Consider the following 1,351-nt stretch of genomic DNA (forward strand, 5'->3'; position numbering starts at 1 on the left):
TAAAGTGGACCCGTCAGTCAAGACACTCTGCCAGTTAATTTAAGCTGTGCTCGTTTCCACTTCATCAGCTGCTCGGCGCTGTCCCGCACTGCTCTTTTCCTGTGACGTTTCACCGTCATCGCCGAACCTGTCGACGATCAAGGCACCGCCACCAACGCCGTCACGGTAGACTTGATCTGGCCTCTGATAACTCAGCGCCTGATGCGGGCGCTGCGCGTTGTAGAAGGCGAAATACTGCGCCAGGCCCACCATCAGTTCCGCCATGTTGGCGTATCCCTTCAGATACACGTCCTCATACTTCACATTGCGCCACAACCGCTCGACGAAGATATTGTCCAGCGCTCGCCCGCGCCCGTCCATGCTGATGGTGATACCTTCGCGCTTGAGCACATCGGTGAAGGCCAAGCTGGTGAACTGCGAGCCTTGGTCGCTGTTGAACACCTCCGGTCTTCCATGGTGGCGCAAGGCGTCCTCCAGGCAGTCCACGCAGAATGACGCGTCCATGCTGTTGCTGATGCGCCAGGACAGCACCTTGCGGCTGTACCAGTCGATGATCGCCACCAGATAAGCAAAACCCCGCGCCAGTCGGATGTAGGTGATATCTGTCGACCACACCTGGTTGGGCCGCGTCACCGGCACGCCCCGCAACAGGTAGGGATAGACCTTGTGCTGAGGATGTGCCTTGCTGGTGTTCGGACCTGGCGCCATGCCTGCCAAGCCCATGCTACGCATCAGGCGCTGCACGCGTTTGCGATTGACGAGATGACCGCCTTGGCGCAAAAATACAGTCATCCGGCGGCTGCCGTAAAACGGATGGCTGGTGTACTCTTCGTCGATCAGCTCCCGTAGCTTCAGGTCTTCCGCGTCTTCGAGCTGGACCCGGCACGCTGCATCCATTCGCCGATAGACCGAGGAGCGCGGCACGCCTGCCAGTTCGCACTGCATCGCCAACGGTACCTCATCGCCACGCTCAATCCACTGCGAGCGCTCGGCCTGATTCAGTCCCCTAGCTTTTTTTTGAGCCAATCGACCTGCATCTTGAGCCGCCCGATCTCGCCATACAGCTTATCTTCTGGACTGCTTTCATCGACTGGCTTGGGGCCACGCTTGGCTTCAAACAAGGCCGCCGCGTTGTCCAAGATTTCCTTCTTCCATTGGCCAACCAGCACCGGATGCACGCCGTACTCCTGTGCGATCTCCGTCACCGTCTTCACCCCGCGTACCGCCTCCAGGCCGACCTTGCCCTTGAACTCCGCCGTGTGCACCCGCCGTTTTTTTCCTTCACTCATTTGCTGTCATCCTTTCACGGACCACAGCTTAAACCATCGTCTCAGATTCGGGATCCACTATA

1 protein-coding gene is annotated in these 1,351 nt (G+C 58.5%); it reads right to left on the bottom strand.

What is annotated here, in order from left to right:
- Window positions 1-39 precede the first annotated feature (39 nt).
- Window positions 40-1,289, bottom strand: a protein-coding gene (locus KVP70_RS33010) for an IS3 family transposase (RefSeq protein WP_229225260.1) whose coding sequence is annotated in 2 segments (ribosomal slippage) — window positions 40-1,004 and window positions 1,004-1,289 — 1,251 coding nt in all. Because the reading frame shifts where the segments join, the coding sequence is not laid out codon by codon here.
- Window positions 1,290-1,351 lie beyond the last annotated feature (62 nt).

It is taken from the genome of Duganella violaceipulchra (assembly GCF_019166075.1).
Taxonomy (GTDB): domain Bacteria; phylum Pseudomonadota; class Gammaproteobacteria; order Burkholderiales; family Burkholderiaceae_D; genus Rugamonas; species Rugamonas violaceipulchra.